This window comes from Mesorhizobium zhangyense, from assembly GCF_011045115.1.
In the GTDB taxonomy this organism is placed as follows: Bacteria; Pseudomonadota; Alphaproteobacteria; order Rhizobiales; family Rhizobiaceae; genus Mesorhizobium_M; species Mesorhizobium_M zhangyense.
On the sequence record NZ_JAAKZG010000002.1, the window covers coordinates 222,845 to 239,979 of the forward strand.

Below are 17,135 nucleotides of genomic sequence, written 5' to 3' on the forward strand. Positions count from 1 at the left end.
GCTATGGCATTTTGTGAACGATGACGCCGCGACAGGGCCAGACGCCTTGCCTTGTTGCGCTGCAATATGCATAAGAAACCGCCGCTGGGAGGAAGATGCATGACCGAGAAAACGCCACTCTGGACACCCTCGAAGGACCGGATAGCCGCAGCCCCGCTCACGACTTTCATGTCGCAAGCCTCGAGCCGCGCCGGCGCGACATTTTCCGATTATGCCGAACTGCATGCCTGGTCGATCGATGACCGCGAAGCCTTCTGGAACCTGGTGTGGGACTTTTGCGGCGTCGTTGGCGACAAGGGCGCCCGCATCCTGGCCGATGGCGACCGCATGCCGGGCGCGAGCTTCTTTCCCGATGCAAAACTCAATTTCGCGGAAAACCTGCTGAAGAAGACCGGGCCCGGTGAGGCGATGGTCTTCAAGGGCGAGGACAAGATTGAGCGGCGGCTCTCCTGGGACGAGCTTCACGGTCTGGTGTCAAAGCTGCAGCAGCTGTTCGTGAGGTTCGGCGTCAAGCAGGGCGACCGTGTTGCCGCGATGATGCCCAACATGCCCGAAACCATTGCTGCCATGCTGGCGACTGCCTCGCTGGGCGCTGTCTGGTCCTCCTGCTCGCCCGATTTCGGCGAACAGGGTGTGCTCGACCGCTTCGGCCAGATCGAGCCGGTCGTCTTCATCGCGCCGGACGGCTATTTCTACAACGGCAAGGAAATCGACGTTGCCGCCAAGATCGCAGCGGTGGCGGAGAAGCTTCCGACCGTCCGCAAAGTGCTGGTCGTCGACTATGTCGGCAAGGCGAAAGATGTCGCGGCAGGCGTCGACAAGGCCGAGGCGCTGGATGCGGCACTTGCGCCCTTCACCGCAGGTAAGGTGAGCTTCGAGCGACTGCCCTTCGCCCATCCGCTCTACATCCTGTTCTCGTCGGGCACGACCGGCATTCCCAAATGCATCGTCCACTCGGCCGGCGGCACGCTGATCCAGCACGTCAAGGAACAGCGCCTTCACGCCGGCATCGAGGATGGCGACCGCTTCTTCTATTTCACCACCTGCGGCTGGATGATGTGGAACTGGCTGGTTTCCGGGCTGGCGTCGGGCGCGACGCTGCTGCTCTATGACGGTTCGCCCTTCTATCCCGACGGCAATGTGATCTTCGATTTCGCCGACGCCGAGAAGATGACCTATTTCGGCACTTCGGCAAAATTCATCGATTCCGTGCGCAAGGCCGATCTGCATCCGATAAGGACGCATGACCTGTCGACGGTCCGCACGCTGTCCTCCACTGGCTCGCCGCTGTCGCCGGAAGGGTTTTCATTCGTCTATGACGGCATCAAGAAGGACGTGCATCTGGCCTCCATTTCCGGCGGAACGGACATCGTCTCCTGCTTCGTGCTAGGGGTGCCGACAGAGCCTGTCTGGGTCGGTGAGATACAGGGTGCCGGCCTCGGCATGGCCGTCGATGTCTGGGACGATGATGGCAAGCCGATCCGCGGCGAAAAGGGCGAACTGGTCTGCACGCGCGCCTTCCCGGCCATGCCGATCGGCTTCTGGAACGATCCCGACGGCGCAAAATACAGCGCCGCCTATTTCGAGCGCTTCGACAACATCTGGTGCCACGGCGATTTCGCCGAGTGGACGACGCATGGCGGCATCGTCATCCACGGCCGCTCCGACGCGACGCTCAATCCGGGCGGCGTGCGCATCGGCACGGCCGAGATCTACAATCAGGTCGAGCAGATGCCGGAAATCCTCGAGGCGCTGTGCATCGGCCAGACCTGGGACGACGATGTGCGCGTCGTGCTGTTCGTGCGGCTGGCTGAGGGCGTCACACTCGACGAGGCGCTGGACAAGCGCGTCAAGGCCAAGATCCGCACCGGCGCCAGCCCGCGCCATGTGCCGGCAAGGATAGTCGCTGTCGCCGATATCCCGCGCACCAAGTCGGGCAAGATCACCGAACTTGCCGTGCGCGACATCGTTCATGGCCGGCAGGTCAAGAACAAGGAAGCGCTGGCCAATCCCGAGGCGCTGGAGCTCTACCGCGATATTCCGGTGCTGCAGAACTGAGGCGTCGGCGGGGTTCCTCGGTCTGAAGGCGATACCAAATTAGAAGTACATCTGTTTCGATTCCGCTTTTGTTTATAGCATCTTACCTGAATCGATTTGAATACGGATAATTCATTAAAGCATCTTCGGTTGAAAATACGAAGTTGCTTAAGTATTATTATGTCATCGCGAAGGGTGCGACGGCATACCATAAAATTGTATTTTAATAATAGGCGCTTGCGGTTGCGGCAACGCACGCCCGTCCTTTGTCTCATCGTTGGATTTCGCGAGGGTAGTGGGGGTTATCTCATGCGTCGGCCCGATATTGGTCGATGTATTCAGGAGGATGGCAATGTCCCTGAAAACAAAGAGCTTGCCCAAGAGCTCCAAGGCAGGCGGACTTCCAACGGAATTGTTGAACACGCTCAAGCTGGCCGCCACTGCGGTCAAGACTACCCCCGGCCATGGCGTGGCCGGGCGGCATCCGAACAGGGAAATGCTCGACACGCTTACCGGAAACAAGGATCCGGGCATGTTCGGCCGGATGTTTCCCAGGCTGCCGCCATTGCAGGTTTCCGATGCCAAGTTGAAGGCGCTGGCCGAGGCGATGGTGGACGCAAATCCCGGCGATCCCAATGGAAACAACCCGAATGTGCCGGCCGGCTTCACCTATTTCGGCCAGTTTATCGATCATGACATCACGCTCGACCTCACCTCGCTCGGCGAGAAGGAGAAGGACCCGCTCGGCATCGAGAATTTCCGTACGCCGAGCCTCGACCTCGACTCCCTCTACGGCCTCGGCCCGGACGGCAGCCCGCAACTCTACGCCCGCAATCCCGTCGCTGGCGAAAAGCATGGCCCGAAGTTCCTTATCGGCAAGAACTTCAATTCGGGTGAGGGCGAGTTCCGCAACGACCTGGCGCGCAGCCCGGAAGGCTTTGCACTGATCGGCGATCACCGCAATGACGAGAACCTGCTCGTTGCCCAGACCCATCTCGCTCTGCTGAAGTTTCACAACAAGGTTTGCGATACGCTTTCGGCAGCGCCCAATCCGCCGCCGGACGTCTTCCAGGAAGCCCGCAGGCTGGTGACATGGCACTATCAGTGGATTGTGCTGCATGATTTTGTCGAGCGCATCACCGAACCCGGCATTGTCGCCAAGATCCTGCACAACGGCCGCAAATTCTACCGCTTCAAGCGCGTGCCCTTCATGCCGGTGGAATTCTCGGTGGCGGCTTATCGCCTTGGTCACAGCATGGTGCGGCAGCGGTATGCCCACAACAAAGTCTTCACCGCGGCGGATTTCAACCTGTTCTTCGCCTTCACCGGCTTGTCGGGCGGCATCGTCGGCGATCTCGCCCCGACGCCGCCGACCCCGCCGCCCAACACGGCGTTCCCGCGTCTGCCCAGCAACTGGATCATCGACTGGCGCCGGTTCCATGAACTCGGCGACATGGGCGGCGCGCCGGTCAACATGACGGCCTCGCGCAGGATCGATCCTTTCCTCGTGTCCTCGCTCCACACTCTACCGGGCGGCGGCGGCAATCTCGCCTTCCGCAATTTGAAGCGCGGCGTGATGCTGGGTCTTCCCTCTGGTCAGGATGTCGCGCGGCATATGCGGATCAGGAACCCGCTGACACCGGCCGAGATCGCGTCGGGAACGGATGGCGCGGTGGCAAAGCAGCAGGGTCTCGATAAGACGACGCCGCTTTGGTACTACATCCTGAAGGAAGCCCAGGTGAAGAAGGGCGGACTGGGGCTCGGGCCGGTCGGCGCGACCATCGTCTCGGAGGTTTTCGTCGGGCTCGTGCATGGCGACCAGACGTCATACCTCTGGCGCGAAGCCAACTGGAAGCCGACCTTGCCGTCGGCGGTGCCGGGCAAATTCACCTTCGCGGATCTCCTGCGGTTCGTGAACGACATCAACCCGATCGGGGATTGAATAGCCCCGCCGCCTGTCGGGCAGAACGCGACGGGCGGCGGTATGGTTAACCAAAGATAACCATGAAATTTACCGAGATTTCATGAGTGGTACACTTTCGTAAACTGAATCGCATTCCGGTAAGGACTTGTTAAGGATTGGTCGCGATATTCGTTCGTAACTTGAGGGAGAAATCCCGTTCCTCACCTCCCGAGGAAAGCCAGTTCGCTCAAGTCCCCGTTGTGACAGCAATCAACACTCAGGCGTTCCCTTTGGAACGCCTTTTTCTTTTCTAGTGAGGGGAGTTAGCGGCCAGCGCTACATCTGCGCTTCGCGGTCGCGGGCGAGCGCACCGGACAGAAGCAGCACCGGCACCAGCGCTGTCAGGATGATGAGGATCGCAGCCACCGCGCCATCTTCCGGCACGCCGCGCGAGGCGTTCTCGTAAACATAGGTCGCCAGCGTGTTGAAGCCGAAGGGCCGCAGCAGGATCGTCGCTGACAGTTCCTTGATCGTGTCGACGAAGACGAGAACGGCGGCGGTAAAGATCGCCGGCTTGAGCAGCGGCAGCAGCACGCGCGCGGCACTGCGTGCCGGCGTCTGGCCGAGGCTGCGGGCGGCTTCGTCGAGATTGGGCGGCAGCTTTTCCATGCCCGAGCGGATCGCGCTTTCGGCGAGCGCCAGGAAGCGGATGGCGCAGGCGATCACCACGGCCGCCGCCGAGCCGGTGAGCAGCAGTCCCGTGCTGAAGCCGAGATGCGCGCGGGCAAAACCGTCGATCGTGTTGTCGAAACGGGCGAGCGCGAACAGCAGCCCGAGCCCGAGAATGCCGCCGGGCAGGGCATAGCCGATCGAGGCAAGACGCACTGCACCGGTGATCGTGTGCGAACGTGCCAGCCGCACCGCGTTGATGAGAAATAGCGCCAGCACGACGGTGATGAGCGCGGTCACCGCAGCGGTCGCGACGCTGTGCAGAAAGGCTTGTCCAAGGGCGGGCGAGGAGAACTGCTCCAGCCGCCGCGCTGCATACTGGCCAAAGACGAACATCGGAATGCCGAAGCCGCATAGCACCGGCAGGCAGGTCGCCAGCAGCGCCATCACGGCATGCCAGCCGGTGAGCCGCACGCGGGGAGGGCGCGCGCGCATATGCGTGGCCCGGCCGGTGTGGAAGCGCTGCCGCCGCCGCGCCCATTGCTCGGCGGCGAGCAGCAGGAACACCAGCAGCAGCATCAGCAGCGCGATCTGCGCGCCGCCTTCGAGGCTGCCGCGGTTCAGCCAGGTCGCATAGACCGAGAAAGTCAGCGTGCGCACGCCGAGATATTCGGCGGCACCGATGTCGTTGATCGTCTCCATCAGCACCAGCGCCACGCCTGCGACGATCGCCGGCCGCGCCACCGGCAGCAGCACGCGCCAGAACACCTTTGACGGTTTCGCACCCAGCGTGCGCGCGACATCGGCGATGTTGCGACCCTGCATCAGGAAGATGATGCGCGTGGTAAGGTAGACATAGGGGTAGAGCACCGAAGATAGCACGAAGGCTGCACCGGGTGTCGAGCGGATGTCGGGAAACCAGTAGTCGCGGATGGTCTGGAAGCCGAAAATGTCCCGCACCAGGCCCTGCACCGGCCCGGTATAGTGAAAAAATTCGCCAAAGGCGTAGGCGGCGAGATAGGGCGGCACCGCCAGCGGCAGCACAAGCGCCCAGGACAGGGTCTTGCGCAACGGAAACTCGTAGGCCACGACCAGCCACGCGCCAGCGACGCCGGCGATAGAGGTCAGTACCGCCACCAGCGCCATCAGGTAGAGCGTGGTGATGCTGGAGCCCGGCAGCACATTGGCAATCAGGTGTGGCCAATCTTCGCCCGTTCCGCTCAGCGCGACATAGGCCAGCGACAGGATCGGCAGGAGAACGCAGGCAGAAACCGCAAGCGCCAGCAGATGCGCCGGCACATGGCGGTTGCGCTTGACGCGCAGCGGCTGCGGGGGCTTGGCCCCGGCGGCAGGCGCGTCCTCGATGCGTTGCAGTGCGGTCAATTCACGCTCGGTTCAAAAACGGAAAAGCCGGGCTACGATTGCCCGGCTTTCCCTGATTAGTTCATGGCCTCAGCTTGCCGGGCCGTCGTCGAGGCCGACGCGGTCGACCATTTCGGAAGCGGCCTTGCGGTTCTTGGCGATCTCGGCCAGCGGCAGCGTGTCAGCCTTCAGTTCGCCGAACTCCTTGACGACCGGCGAGGGCTCAAGGCCCGGCTCGACCGGATATTCGAAGTTCTTCTCGGCATAGACCTGCTGCGCCTTGTGGCTCGACAGGAACTGGATGAGCTTGACGCCATTGTCGTGGTTCGGTGCGTATTTGGCGAGTGCCGCGCCCGAAATGTTCACATGGGTCAGGCCGTTTTCGAAGGTCGGGAAAATGACGTTGATGGCATTGCCCCATTCCTTTTCCTGCGGATCCTTCTCGTTGGTCCGCATCAGGCCGACATAATAGGTGTTGCCGATGGCGATGTCGCATTCGCCGGCAGCGATCGCCTTGGCCTGCGGACGGTCGCCGCCTTCCGGCTTGCGCGCCAGATTGGCCTTCACGCCCTTCATCCACTCTTCGGCCTTTTCCGGACCCCAATGGGCAATCGCCGCGCCGAACAGCGCCAGATTGTAGTCATGCTGGCCCGAACGGATGCAGATTTTTCCTTTCCACTTCGGGTCGGCCAGATCGGCATAGGTGATCGCCGTGTCCTTGACGCGGTCCTTCGAGGCATAGACGACGCGGGCGCGCTTGGTCAGGCCGAACCAGTGGCCTTCCGGGTCGCGATATTCGGCGGGCAGGTTGGCGTTGATTGTGGCGTCGTCCAGCGCCTGTGTCACGCCCTTTTCCTTGGCCGTGGTGAGGCGGGCGACATCGACCGTCATGATGACGTCGGCCGGCGAATTCTGGCCTTCGGCGAGAATGCGTTCTTCCAGGCCCTTGTCGAGGAACAGCACCTCGGTCTTGATCCCGGTCTCGGCAGTGAAGGCGTCGAGCACCGGCTGGATCAGCTCGGGCTGGCGATAGGTGTAGATGTTGACGGTGCCGTCCGCGAGCGCGGTGCCTGCAAAGAGGGTGGCGAGGGCAAAAGCAGCGTATCCGGCCATCTTCGACCGGGCGTTTCCAATTGTCATTGTCTCTCTCCTGACCAGAGGGGTTCAAGGCCCCAGGGGTTTGCTGGCGACGGCGCCATTGCCGGGCCGATCGTCTACTCGTCTATTTATAAAGAGGGGTCAATACAAAGGCCAATGAATTCAATAGTTTAGAATTATTCTAAACTGGATGGTTTTTAGCAGCTTTCAAGAGTGCGGGAGCGGTAATGGATCGCGAGCGGTCCTGGTTTACGGACGTTGCTTTGTCCGTGCCCCGGACGCTAGAGAAAGGGCATGAGCCAGAAAAATCCGACCTGCGAACTCCGGCCAGCGACCGAGGCCGATCATGATGCGATTGCCGATATCTGGCACAGCAGCGCGAGCCTGGAAGGTGTCGGCCCTCCGACCATGCCGACCTTGAAGGAGCTGAGGGAGCGGGTTGATGTGGAGTTTGCCGCAGCCTGGATCGTGACGGTCGCCGTGCGCGGGGATGAAGTGATTGGCTTTGCCGCGATCAAGCCGCGCGAAGCGGTTCTCGCCGAATTGTTCGTTCGCCCCGGATCGATCGGCGGTGGCGTCGGCCGGGCGCTTCTCACCCACTGCAAGACGGCAATGCCGGAGGGTTTCACGCTGTACACGCGGCCTGCGAATATGAGAGCGCGCCGTTTTTACGAGAAGGCCGGCCTGATTTTTCTCCGCGACGATGTACATCCCCGAACCGGCGACCCGGTAACGCATTACGGCTGGAACGTCCGATGAGGATCTAGCTGCCCATCTCGGGAACAGCGTCATTCAGGCGCTGCTCCTTGATGGCGGCAACGAGGTTGACGCCGAGCGCCACGCAGATCAACAGACAGGCGCAGGCAACAACGAGTTTGAACGGCTTCCTGAAATGCCGCCCGTTCACGAACGCTCCGGCACCGTACAAGACCAGTCCCAGCCCGGCGAAAAAGAACACCAGCCCCGGCCCGTCGCAATCGATCCCGTCCCCGCCCCATGCCTTGTATTCGTTCGCCGGCATCAATCCCATCAGGGCGACGGGCAGCGCGATTACGAGTGCCGCATAGCCCAGGAAGGCCCAGATGCGCCGTTGCGGATGATGTTCGATCTCAGTCATGGTCGCAATTCTTGAGGGTGTGCAGTGGGTGAAGCCGAGGCAGGCAGTCGGCGACATTTGAGATGCCGACGGCCACCATTCCAAGAAAAAATTGAAGACCTGTGTCGGATTGACGAAGCTTCATTCGTCCTAGGAGCATAGATAAGCAATTCAACCACAAGGATAATCGATATGCCCAGCACCGTACGCTTGCATCGCGTTTTGGCAACCAGCCCGGAAAAAGTCTATCGCGCGTTTCTTGAGGGAGATGCAGTGGCAAAATGGCTTCCGCCAAACGGCTTCACCTGCACGGTTCATCATCTGGAAGCAAAGGTCGGCGGCACGCACAGAATGTCGTTCCGCAATTTCACGACGGGCAACAGCCACGCGTTCGGCGGCGAATATCTCGAACTCGTTCCGGGCGAACGCCTGCGCTATACGGATAAATTCGACGATCCCAACTTGCCCGGCGAGATGGAGGTTACCGTGACGTTGAAGAAAGTATCGGTCGGAACCGAGCTTGATATCACGCAGGCCGGCATTCCGGACGTCATCCCGGCCGAAGCCTGTTATCTCGGTTGGCAGGAGTCGCTTCGAAACCTGGCAAAGCTTGTCGAACCGGAAATCAAAGAATAGCGCATGATCCTGAAAGGCCGGAAGCGGAAGCATTCTCTCGCTGAGAGCATTCGAAGCATTCGAAGCATTCGTTACCGGCCTTCTACTCCGCCAGCACCCGCGTCGACGGAAACGTCACCTCCACCATCGTGCCTTCGCCGGGCGTCGAGGTAATCGAGAAGCGGGCGCGGTTGGCTTCCACCATCGCCTTGGTCAGCGGCAGGCCGAGGCCGGTTCCGTCGCCGCGCGCGCGCTTCAGGGCGTTGATCTGCTTGAAGGGTTTCAGCGCCTGCTCGATCTCGGCGTGGGTCATGCCGATGCCGGTATCGCGCACCCGCATGACGATGTCGCCCGAAGCCTCATAGGCGGTCGAGACGATGACCTGCCCGCCGGCCTGCGTGTAGCGGATGGCGTTGGACAGGACGTTGAGCGCGATCTGGCGGATAGAGCGCAGGTCGGCGACCACGTCGGGCAGCTTCGAGGCGAAGCTGGAGCGGATGATGACGCGCTCGCGGTTGGCCTGCGGCTGCATCATCGCCACCGTCTCGCCCAGCGTGTCGTTGAGCGACACCGCCTCATGGGCCATTTCCTGCTGGCCGGCCTCGATCTTGGAGATGTCGAGCAGGTCGTTGACGATATCGAGCACATGGTTGCCCGAGCGGTTGATGTCGCGCAGATAGTCGCGGTAGCGGTCGTTGGCGATCGGCCCGAATTTCTCGTCCACCATCAGTTCTGAAAAACCGATGATGGCGTTGAGCGGCGTGCGGATTTCGTGGCTGACGCGCGCGAGAAAATCGGTCTTCTGCGAGGAGGCCCGCTCGGCCACGCTGCGTGCCTGCGTCAGTTCCTCCTCGGCGCGCTTCCATTGGGTGATGTCGCGCACGACGGCGCAATAGCCGCTCTCGTTGGGCAGGCGGCCGATGGTCATGAACAGTGGAATGAAGCGGCCCTGCGCCTCGCGCCCGATCACCTCGCGCCCGTCATTGAGCACGCTGGCAACGCCATGGTCCGACATGCCGTTGAGATAGTCATGCGCGGCGCGCTGGCTTTCCATGGCGAAAAGCGAGGCGAAGGGCTTGCCGGTCACCTCGTCGCTGTCGAAGCCGAACAGCGCCTCGGCTGGCCTGCTGATTGAGCGGATCGTGCCGTCATTGGAAATCAGCACGACGCCGTCGGTTGCCGTGTCGATGATGGTGCGCATTTCGGCAACACGGCTGTGAAGCTCGTTCTCGCTCGGCGACAGCACCTGAAGCGGCGCGATATCGGCCTCGCCGGTGCGGCGTATGACCAGCATCAGCGCCTTGCCGCCCTGCCAGGGCACGGAGCGCAACAGCGCCTCGATCGGAAATTCCAGCCCGTCGGCAGTGCGCAGCTTGAGATGATGCTGTTCGGCCGACGACTCGTCGTCATAGCTTTCGGCAAACAGCGCATCGAGCCCGCCTGCCTCAGCCAGCTGCTCGACCGATTCATAGGCCGTCAGCGTCAGGAACTCTTCATTGGCATAATGTAGCACATCGCCCGAATGGATCAGCACCGGCACCGGCAGCTTTTCGAGGATCGGCGTGTCAGACGGCGCGGATTCGCTGGACTCGCAGGCGATAGGCTCCGGGGTCTCTTCGGCCGCAGCGGCATGTTCGGTGGTAGCTCCGTCGGCATCGTTGCCGTTTGCTGCAACTGGCCGGTCATCATCGCGCGATAGCCGGCCTGCATCGTCGATGCCGGTAACCGGAGGAATGGTATCGTCCGCAGCGTCCCCGATGACGGGCTCGTCCCGCGAGACGTCGACATACGTCTCTTCCGGCGCGCCTGCGTCTTCGCCTGGCTTGTCGGCCGTTGCCTCAGCTGCCAGATCCGCTTCCGCGGCATCAGCCGCAGGAGCAAACATTTCGCCCTGAACCTCGGCAGGGCGCGTTTCCGACTCGGTTAGCGTTTGGACGATTGGCTCCGATGCAGCGCCTTCGGCTTCCTGCAATTCGACAGGCGAAACCTCGTCTGCCGAACCGAGCAAGGGTTCTGCCTGCGGTTCGACCGTCTCCAGCCTGCCTGCATCGTCATTCGCCGGCTGCTCATCGATTTCGCTCTCAGCCGCGCCGGCAGTCTCGCCGCGCTGCTTCAGCCTTTCGCCGATCTCGCGAAACGCGCTGCGCTCGATGGGGGAAAGGCCTTTTTCCGTCGCGGCAGCGGGGCGATGCTCGGCAAGGCGGATGACCTTGTCGGCGAAGCGGCGGTTGTCGGGCTTCGGCACGATGGTCAGCGCCGGCACCTCGCCCTGGAACGGGTCGGCGGCCTGCGTGCTTTCAGGCGTCGGTGTTTTGTCGACGGTTTCTTCGGCCGCCATGCTTTCGCGCGGCGCGCCGGTCGAGGGCACCAGAACCAGCCCAAGGCCCTCCGGATCGGTCACGGCATCGGCCTTGCGGGCGACGCCGAAACCGCGAAAACCTTCAAAGTTGCGGTCGCGGCCATAGACGGGCAACGCGGCGAGATCGACGGGGATCTTCAGATCCGTTCCGGCCACCGGCCACAGCACCGAGCGGCCCGACCACGTGTCGCGACGCTCGAGCAGGTCGGCAATCTCGCCCGAGGGATCGAGCCCGAAGGTCATGGCAACATCGCGGAACCGCCGGCCGATCACGTCTGCTGCAAGCGGTCCGACCACCTCGATGAATTCGCTGGAGACCGCGCTGAATTTCCCCTCGGCATCGGTGCGCCAGACGAAACGCGTGGGCGGCGTCAAGCGGTCGATCTCCACCGGCCTGCGTTCCGCGGCGGCTTCGGTCCTGCCCGCTTCGCTGGCATTGAAATACCAGTTATCGTGGTCGCCTTTGGCGGCGGCCTCTGCAGGCGTTTCCGAAATCGGCAGCTGCGGCGATTCATCGTCTTCCGGAGCGGAAACCTTCGCTGCGGGACTTTCCGTTGCGGCTGTCACCGGGCTTTCGGCAGTGGTGGCAGGCTTTGCGTCGGTCGATGCCGAGACATGCGCCAGCACATCAGCCACCGAGGCGGCCGGCACCAGCGGAACCTCGGCCACCGGGGCCGCAGGCGCAATAACCTTGTCGTCGGGAGCTTCAGCCGTCGCAATCTCGTCGTCGGCGAACTGGCGCTCGTCGATCACCACCAGCAGATGCCGCGCCGGCTCATCGACCAGCCGCGCCAGTCCGGCGGGGAAGGAGCGCTCCGCTCCCGGCACCATGCGCTTCACCAGCCGCTCGCCTTCACCGCTTAGTTCCGCGACCATCTCGGCCAGCGTCTTTTGCGAGATGCCGAGCTCGGCGAAACCTTGCGAGGCTGCCTCCACCGCACCGCGAGCGTCGATCAAGGCTGCGAACTGGCCGCGCTCGTTCAGGCCGCTGATGGCGCGCTCGGCGATGTCGCCGTCGCTGCGACCGCTGGCCTGTATGGCCGGCACCGCCAGCAATATCGCGTCCTCGCCGTCCGGCAGGGTCAGGGCAGTCGCGGTGAAATTGACGGCGCGGCTGCTGACCCCGGTCGCCAGCCGCACGGCAAGGTTCCGGTCGCGGCCGATTCGCGGAAAGCCGCTCGTCGCCATGATCTGGCGTCTGGCGGTCGGCCCGAGCAGGGGCGGCTCGCCGATGATCGATTCGATGTCCGGATAGCCGAGCAGCGCCGCACCCGGTCCGTTCGCCCAGATCACCTGGTCGATGTCGGTCGTCAGGATGGCCAGCGCGTCGCCGGCCGCAAAACGCTGCCGCACGTCGTCGAGTATGGCTACATCGATGAACGAATACGAAGCTGACGGCATGCGCTGCACGAACTCCCAGGCGGAGACAGATTCTCTGCGGTTAACTCTTTGTTAATAACAAGGCGGCGGGGCAAACGTCCACAAAACAGCGCGTTTGAGCACCGAAACCCGATGGTTTGGTTAACGCGCCGCGATGGCTTGACCCGCTTGGATGACGGTTTTGTTGCAGTGCACAAAAGATATTGCAATGCACCATTGGCTGCGCTATATGGAGATTACGCATGAACGAGACCGGCTTTCGCAAGATCGGTCCACCGAAAAGGATGGAAATATGTCCAAGACCGCAACCAAAACCGCCGAATTCGCCAACGTTGAATTCCCGACCTTCGATGCCTCCAAGGCCACCGACCAGTTCCGCGCCTTCGCCGAAAAGGGCGTCGAGCAGTCGAAGGAAGCCTACACCAAGATCAAGTCCGGCGCCGAAGAGACCCAGAAGGCTTTCGAATCGACCTTCGAGACCGCCAAGGCTGTCGGCAGCGAACTGTCGCTCAAGACCATTGCCACGCTCCGCACCAATGCCGAGACCGGCTTCTCGCATCTCGAAGCCCTGTTCGGCGCCAAGTCGCTGTCCGAGGTGATCGAGCTTCAGACCGCTTTCCTGCGCAAGGGCGCCGAGACCGCCGTCGAGCAGGCCAAGGAATTCCAGGCCGTTTCGACCAAGGCTGCCACGGACGTGACCAAGCCGATCAAGGATGTCTTCGAAAAGACGTTCAAGGACCTCAAGGTCGCCTGATTTTCAGGTGACTTCTTGAATACCCGAAGGGCGGTACCTCCTCCCACCAAACTTCGGGCATGACGGCCGGAATCCTCCTCCCTCCGGCCAGATACAAGGAAAAGACCGGCACCTCCTCCCGCCGGTCTTTTTCTTTTTGGGCAAGGCGTTGCGCACTTTCCTGTGACTCTTATTCGCCCTGCGGCCAAATTGACCGGAATAACCGTCGCCAAGCGTCTTGAAATCTCCGTCGTTTGTCCGTATTGGAGCGCTTCGCCAGACGATGGCCTGCGCGGTTGTAGCTCAGTTGGTTAGAGCGCCGGATTGTGGATCCGGAGGTCGGTGGTTCGAGCCCACCCAACCGTACCATACCTTTCTCAATAAAATCAGGCATGCTCTACAGGCGGGCAATAGCTCCTCCGCCGATGGCGCTCATGCCACGCAGGTGGCCGCATAGCCGAGCATCTTGCGGGTGCCAGATGTCCGGTTAGTTTCCGCAGAGGAGGCGATAGCACTCTACGGCGCGGGCATATTCCGGGTCGTCTGGCGGGGGCATCCGACGTCCACCGTCGTACCGTTCAAGGACGCGCGAACAGGGTGCACCGTTCACCGCAATTGCGTTCGGGGCAAGCAACAGCAATCCGCTCAAGAAGACGCATCCGGCACTGGCGACGAGGAAAAGATAGCGCTTGTCCATGGCGACAAGGTTACGGCCGGCGAACGCGCAAGACAACCGCTGATTGCCTCCGTATCCAGCCGGACATGGCCCGACCATCTTTCCCGGTGCCGCCAAAAGACAACATCGCGATATCATCATGTTCGCGCTTGTTTTTATGCTTGATTGGAGCGGCTCCTGGAAAAATGCTAACTTCATTCGTCGCCGCACATTGTCCACGGACACTGGCGATCGAGAGACAAGACTTGGCTCCCGCCCTCGAAAAAGGGAGTAAGGCATGGCCGCCAAATCCCCGGCGCAACCGACAGGACGCGTCTATTTTCCCGACGAGCTGAGGCTGTTGCGGGAGATTTTCGACAATTGCACCGCTGGCCGTGCCGACCGCGAAAAAGTGGCCGGCATCGTCGCCAAGCGGCTGATGGACGCTTATGAAAACGGCATCAGGGATGAGAAGCTGTTGCGGCTCATAGCCGTTGGAAACCGTGCTTCCCTGGCAACGCGCCCAGCCACGACCGTCCAGCATCACTTCTGACAGGCGCCTGGCGCGTTGCCGGGTTCAACATATCCTAAAACAGCGAACCCTGCGTGCCGGGGACTTTGGCCTTGGGCGCGGGTTTCGGTTGCGGCTTGGGCCGCGTGGCGCCTTCGCCGGCAACCACGCCCACCGTGCCGTCGGCAAAGGTGAGCGAAAGTGCTGCGTCGGTCGCGACTTCCGCGGCCCGCTTCACCAGCACGCCTTCCTCATTCGTCACCAGCGCAAAGCCGCGCTCCAGAATCGATTGATGCGACAGCGTCAACATCAGCCGCTCGGCCTGGGTCAGGCGGCCGCGCAGCCGCTCCAGCCGGATTTTCGTCACCTGATCCATCCGCCGCTGAAGTGCGGCCAGCCCGTCGCCTGCAAGCTTCTGCCGGCGCACCAGCGGTTCCGGCCCGATGCGCTGCGCCGTGCGGTCGAGCCGCGTGCGCCGCTCACGCAGCATGGCGCGAAGGGCGGCATAGGCGCGGGCGATGTCGCGGTCTGTGGTCCTGCGGGTTTCGGCCAGGCGGCGGTCGAGTGTGGCCGGCGACAGGCGGATGGCCGAAAGCCGCGCCCGCTTGCGCTCGGTGCTGACGATCAGCGCGCGCGAAAGCCGGCTTGTCGCCTCGTCGAAATGACGGCGCGGCAGCGCGAGCAACTGGTCGGGCGAGGGCAGGGCGCGCGCAGCTGCCCGCAGCGCCTGCCGCTTGCGGTCGAAATTGCGCGACATGCAGCCTTTCAGCCGTGCGCCGAGATTGGCCAGCGTCGCCTCGAGATCGGCTTTCACCGGCACGGCGATTTCGGCCGCACCCGTCGGTGTCGGCGCGCGCACGTCTGCGACCAGATCGACCAGCGTCCAGTCAGTTTCGTGGCCGACCGCCGAGATCACCGGAATGCTCGATGCCGACACCGCGCGCGCCAGCGCCTCGTCGTTGAAGCCCCACAGATCTTCCAGGCTGCCGCCGCCGCGCGCCACGATCAGAAGATCGGGCCGCATGATCGCGCCGTCCGCAGCAAGTGCGTTGAAGCCGGCAACGGCGGCGGCAACTTCTGCCCCGGACGTATCGCCCTGCACACGCACCGGCCAGAGTAGCACATGCAGCGGAAACCGGTCCTTGATGCGATGGATGATGTCGCGGATGACTGCACCCGTCGGCGAGGTGATGACGCCGATGACCATCGGCATGAAGGGCAGGCGTCGCTTGCGCTCTGCGTCGAACAGGCCTTCCGCGGCCAGCTTGCGCTTGCGCTCTTCCAGCAAAGCCATCAGCGCGCCGGCGCCGGCGGGCTCCAGATTGTCGATGACGATCTGGTATTTCGACGACCCCGGATAGGTCGTCAGCTTGCCGGTGGCGATGACCTCCATGCCCTCTTCGGGCCGGAATTTCAGCCGGCCCATCGTGCCTTTCCACACCACGGCCTCGATCCGGGCGCGGTCGTCCTTGAGGCTGAAATAAGCGTGGCCGGAGGAGTGCGGCCCGCGATAGCCGGAAATCTCGCCGCGCACCCGCACATTGCCGAAGGCATCCTCGACCGTGCGCTTCAGCGCGCCGGAAATCTCGCTCACCGTATATTCGGCGGCGTTGGTCTTCGATTCGGGTAGAAAATCGCTCATGGCGCGATTGGGGCCATTCCGGTGCGTCGGGTCAAGTCCGTTCGCCCGCACATATCGTTTGTCTCAATGTTTCAATCAGAAGAATTGGATGGACGTCTGCCACTGCGAAGAACTACCTGAGGCGCATGAGCACGCAGACCAAGACAATCGCAACCCCTCAGGCCCCGTCCACCGTCGACAGGCCGTTCCAGCCGATGGATTACGGGCTCTATGTCCTGACGGTGCTGTCGTGGAGCGTGTCGTGGTTTGCCATCTCCCTGCAGGTCGGCACCGCTGTGTCACCGGAGGTCAATCTCGTCTGGCGTTTCGCCATCGCCACCATGCTGATGTTCGGATGGGTGATCTTCGGCGGCAAGCAACTGCGCTTCCCGATCTCCGACCATCTGCGTTTTGCGTTGCTCGGCGTGCTGATCTTCTCGTCCAACTTCCTGTTCTTCTATTACGGCGCGCTCTATCTCGTCAGCGGCCTTTTGTCGGTGGTGTTTTCGCTGGCCTCGGTCATCAACATGCTGCTGGGTGCCGTCATCATGCGCGAGCGGCCGGCGCCGCGCATTCTCATGGGCGGCCTGCTCGGCTTTGCCGGCATCGCGCTGATGTTCTTTCCTGAAATCGCGGCCCATGGCCTGTCGGGTGGCACGCTCACGGGCCTGCTCCTGTGCATTGCCGGCACGTTTTCCTTCTGCCTGGGCAATCTGGTTTCGGCAGCCAACCAGCGCAGAAAACTGCCGCTGATTTCCACCAGCGCCTGGGGCATGCTCTACGGTACCATCTGGTCGGCGATCCTCGCCTTCATGCTCGGCAAGCCGTTCATCATCGCCACGACAGCTTCTTATCTGGGCTCGCTGGTCTTTCTGGCGGTGATTTCGACGGTGATGGCATTCGCCGCCTATCTTACGCTACTCGGCCGCATTGGCGCGGCGCGGGCCGGCTATGCCACCGTCATGTTCCCGATCCTTGCGCTGCTCGTCTCGACCGCGCTCGAAGGCTATGTCTGGACCGCCTATGCGATTGCCGGCCTCGTCCTCGTCGCGCTCGGCAATGTACTGGTCATTCGCGGCGGCCGGCGATAGTTTCT

12 protein-coding genes and 1 tRNA gene are annotated in these 17,135 nt (G+C 62.4%); 8 read left to right on the top strand and 5 right to left on the bottom strand.

Going from position 1 to position 17,135, the window contains the following annotated elements; translation table 11 throughout:
• Positions 1–99: 99 nt before the first annotated feature.
• Entirely contained in the window at positions 100–2,058 is a 1,959-nt protein-coding gene (locus G6N74_RS04660) for an acetoacetate--CoA ligase (protein WP_165114891.1), read from the top strand.
• 331 nt (positions 2,059–2,389) lie between these two features.
• Positions 2,390–3,979 carry a peroxidase family protein gene (locus G6N74_RS04665; protein ID WP_165114893.1) on the top strand — a complete coding sequence of 530 codons (1,590 nt, stop codon included), beginning with the start codon at positions 2,390–2,392 and terminating at the stop codon, positions 3,977–3,979.
• 297 nt (positions 3,980–4,276) lie between these two features.
• On the opposite strand, the gene G6N74_RS04670 is transcribed toward G6N74_RS04665, so the two are convergent.
• Entirely contained in the window at positions 4,277–5,755 is a 1,479-nt protein-coding gene (locus G6N74_RS04670; RefSeq protein ID WP_376767685.1) for an ABC transporter permease, read from the bottom strand.
• Positions 5,756–6,061: 306 nt separating this feature from the next.
• Positions 6,062–7,111, bottom strand: a complete 1,050-nt coding sequence (locus G6N74_RS04675; RefSeq protein ID WP_165114895.1) for a Fe(3+) ABC transporter substrate-binding protein — start codon at positions 7,109–7,111, stop codon at positions 6,062–6,064.
• Positions 7,112–7,363: 252 nt separating this feature from the next.
• Here G6N74_RS04675 and G6N74_RS04680 point away from each other — a divergent pair, with 252 nt between their 5' ends.
• Positions 7,364–7,828 carry a GNAT family N-acetyltransferase gene (locus tag G6N74_RS04680; protein ID WP_165114897.1) on the top strand — a complete coding sequence of 155 codons (465 nt, stop codon included), beginning with the start codon at positions 7,364–7,366 and terminating at the stop codon, positions 7,826–7,828.
• A 4-nt stretch (positions 7,829–7,832) separates the two neighbouring features.
• Here G6N74_RS04680 and G6N74_RS04685 read toward each other — a convergent pair whose 3' ends face one another.
• A complete protein-coding gene (locus G6N74_RS04685) occupies positions 7,833–8,186 on the bottom strand; it encodes a hypothetical protein (RefSeq protein ID WP_165114899.1) in 354 nt (117 codons plus the stop codon).
• Positions 8,187–8,357: 171 nt separating this feature from the next.
• Between G6N74_RS04685 and G6N74_RS04690 the strand changes: the two genes are divergently transcribed.
• On the top strand, positions 8,358–8,801 hold the full coding sequence (locus G6N74_RS04690; RefSeq protein WP_165114901.1) for an SRPBCC family protein: 444 nt from the start codon (positions 8,358–8,360) through the stop codon (positions 8,799–8,801).
• 82 nt (positions 8,802–8,883) lie between these two features.
• Here G6N74_RS04690 and G6N74_RS04695 read toward each other — a convergent pair whose 3' ends face one another.
• A complete protein-coding gene (locus G6N74_RS04695; protein WP_165114903.1) occupies positions 8,884–12,540 on the bottom strand; it encodes a PAS domain S-box protein in 3,657 nt (1,218 codons plus the stop codon).
• Positions 12,541–12,811: 271 nt separating this feature from the next.
• Here G6N74_RS04695 and G6N74_RS04700 point away from each other — a divergent pair, with 271 nt between their 5' ends.
• The 3 genes from G6N74_RS04700 to G6N74_RS04710 all read left to right on the top strand — a co-directional run bounded on the left by G6N74_RS04700 (position 12,812) and on the right by G6N74_RS04710 (position 14,460).
• Complete coding sequence (locus G6N74_RS04700; protein WP_165114905.1) at positions 12,812–13,273, top strand: phasin; 462 nt, start codon at positions 12,812–12,814, stop codon at positions 13,271–13,273.
• Between the two features lie 271 nt (positions 13,274–13,544).
• Positions 13,545–13,621, top strand: a tRNA-His gene (locus G6N74_RS04705).
• 584 nt (positions 13,622–14,205) lie between these two features.
• The gene (locus G6N74_RS04710) at positions 14,206–14,460 is read left to right on the top strand and encodes a hypothetical protein (RefSeq protein ID WP_165114907.1); all 255 of its coding nucleotides are present in this window, start codon (positions 14,206–14,208) and stop codon (positions 14,458–14,460) included.
• 34 nt (positions 14,461–14,494) lie between these two features.
• Here G6N74_RS04710 and xseA read toward each other — a convergent pair whose 3' ends face one another.
• A complete protein-coding gene (gene xseA, locus G6N74_RS04715; RefSeq protein ID WP_165114909.1) occupies positions 14,495–16,060 on the bottom strand; it encodes an exodeoxyribonuclease VII large subunit in 1,566 nt (521 codons plus the stop codon).
• A gap of 125 nt (positions 16,061–16,185) precedes the next feature.
• On the opposite strand from xseA, the gene G6N74_RS04720 reads away from it, so the two are divergent.
• Positions 16,186–17,130, top strand: coding sequence for a DMT family transporter (locus G6N74_RS04720; protein WP_165114911.1), 945 nt, complete (start codon positions 16,186–16,188; stop codon positions 17,128–17,130).
• The last annotated feature ends 5 nt before the right edge of the window (positions 17,131–17,135 follow it).

What these genes read in the sequence shown, in the direction of transcription:
- G6N74_RS04660 (WP_165114891.1), top strand. Translation starts at nt 100, where the DNA reads ATGACCGAGAAAACGCCACTCTGGACACCCTCGAAGGACCGGATAGCC.
- G6N74_RS04665 (WP_165114893.1), top strand. Translation starts at nt 2,390, where the DNA reads ATGTCCCTGAAAACAAAGAGCTTGCCCAAGAGCTCCAAGGCAGGCGGA.
- G6N74_RS04670 (WP_376767685.1), bottom strand. Translation starts at nt 5,755, where the DNA reads ATGGCGCTGGTGGCGGTACTGACCTCTATCGCCGGCGTCGCTGGCGCG.
- G6N74_RS04675 (WP_165114895.1), bottom strand. Translation starts at nt 7,111, where the DNA reads ATGACAATTGGAAACGCCCGGTCGAAGATGGCCGGATACGCTGCTTTT.
- G6N74_RS04680 (WP_165114897.1), top strand. Translation starts at nt 7,364, where the DNA reads ATGAGCCAGAAAAATCCGACCTGCGAACTCCGGCCAGCGACCGAGGCC.
- G6N74_RS04685 (WP_165114899.1), bottom strand. Translation starts at nt 8,186, where the DNA reads ATGACTGAGATCGAACATCATCCGCAACGGCGCATCTGGGCCTTCCTG.
- G6N74_RS04690 (WP_165114901.1), top strand. Translation starts at nt 8,358, where the DNA reads ATGCCCAGCACCGTACGCTTGCATCGCGTTTTGGCAACCAGCCCGGAA.
- G6N74_RS04695 (WP_165114903.1), bottom strand. Translation starts at nt 12,540, where the DNA reads ATGCCGTCAGCTTCGTATTCGTTCATCGATGTAGCCATACTCGACGAC.
- G6N74_RS04700 (WP_165114905.1), top strand. Translation starts at nt 12,812, where the DNA reads ATGTCCAAGACCGCAACCAAAACCGCCGAATTCGCCAACGTTGAATTC.
- G6N74_RS04710 (WP_165114907.1), top strand. Translation starts at nt 14,206, where the DNA reads ATGGCCGCCAAATCCCCGGCGCAACCGACAGGACGCGTCTATTTTCCC.
- xseA (WP_165114909.1), bottom strand. Translation starts at nt 16,060, where the DNA reads ATGAGCGATTTTCTACCCGAATCGAAGACCAACGCCGCCGAATATACG.
- G6N74_RS04720 (WP_165114911.1), top strand. Translation starts at nt 16,186, where the DNA reads ATGAGCACGCAGACCAAGACAATCGCAACCCCTCAGGCCCCGTCCACC.